This is a genomic window from Actinomadura soli (assembly GCF_005889715.1).
Taxonomy (GTDB): Bacteria; Actinomycetota; Actinomycetes; order Streptosporangiales; family Streptosporangiaceae; genus Spirillospora; species Spirillospora soli.
Map to the genome: position 1 here is coordinate 1 of NZ_VCKW01000579.1, position 1054 is coordinate 1054.

At 76.5% G+C, this 1054-nt stretch carries 2 protein-coding genes; one reads left to right on the forward strand and one right to left on the reverse strand.

Going from position 1 to position 1054, the window contains the following annotated elements:
• The coding region (locus ETD83_RS41940) for an LPXTG cell wall anchor domain-containing protein (RefSeq protein WP_138650783.1) at nt 1-221 on the forward strand (221 nt) is incomplete at its 5' end.
• A 109-nt stretch (nt 222-330) separates the two neighbouring features.
• On the opposite strand, the gene ETD83_RS41945 is transcribed toward ETD83_RS41940, so the two are convergent.
• Nucleotides 331-1054: hypothetical protein (locus tag ETD83_RS41945; RefSeq protein WP_171064759.1), on the reverse strand; the 724-nt coding region annotated here is incomplete at its 5' end.

The following is a 1054-nucleotide window of genomic DNA, read 5'->3' on the forward strand; positions in this document are numbered from 1 at the left end:
GCCCGACACCGCCGGGGCCGCCTTCGGGGCCGCTCCTGCCCGACCTTCCGTCCTCGCCCATGCAGCCGGGCGCGGCGGGCATCGGCGACTTCACGCCGCCGAACAAGCTGCCGGTCACCGGGACCGACGCGCTGCCCCTAGCCCTGCTCGGCATCGCCGCCGTCGCCGCGGGCAGTGCCGCGGTGGCGGCGACGCGCAGGCGCACGGTCCGCGAGTCCTGAGGAACCCGTAGGAGGGGCGTCTCCCAAGCCGGGAGGCGCCCCTCCGGCGTGCTGAGCCGCTCTTAGCGCCGCTCGGACGGCCCGGCTCGGGTCAGAGCGTCGCGACGGCTCAGAGGGCCTCGTTGCCCGCGACCTTCCAGGCTCCGCCCGTGAGCTGGAGCTGCAGCCGGTGGACGGTCACCTGGTCCCGGTCGGTGCACGCGCCCTGGCACGCGCCGAGCGTCACGAGGGCCGTGAGCCGGTCCGCCTGCCCGCCCGAGCGCAGCCCGACCTCCACGGCCGTGCCCGCCGCGACGGACGGGTCGCGCGCCACCGCGTCGAGCGCCCCGCGCGCCTGCGGGCCCGGCCAGGGCGCGCCCGCCGTGTCCGCGCGCGGCGAGGCGGCCTTCAGCGAGTACAGGCTGTCGAGCAGCCAGCCGCCACCCTGCTTGACCATGGTCGCCCGCATCGGGTCCTGCAGCCGGTTCGGATCGGCGTTCTCCGCGCGGACCGTCCGCTTGACGTACGACAGCACGGTGACCGTGCCCGACGAGGCGGCCACCACCGCCGAGTCGACGATCTCCGCGGTGACCGAGCCCTTCTTGTCCTTCAGCTCGTCCTGGTAGGCGCGGGTCGCGAGCTGCCGGTCGTAGTCGGCGCCGTACCGCCGCGTCGACACCCGGTGCGCCGCCGCCACGTTCTGGTCGAGCGAGGCGTGGTCGAAGCTGAGCACCGTCCGGATCGCCTGCGCGGCCGGGTCGACGACGGCGGCCGCCTCGGCGGGCGGCGCGGCCTCGGCCGTGTCCGCCTTCGCGGGCTTCTTCCCCGAGCCGCCGGACAGCAGCGCCCACGAC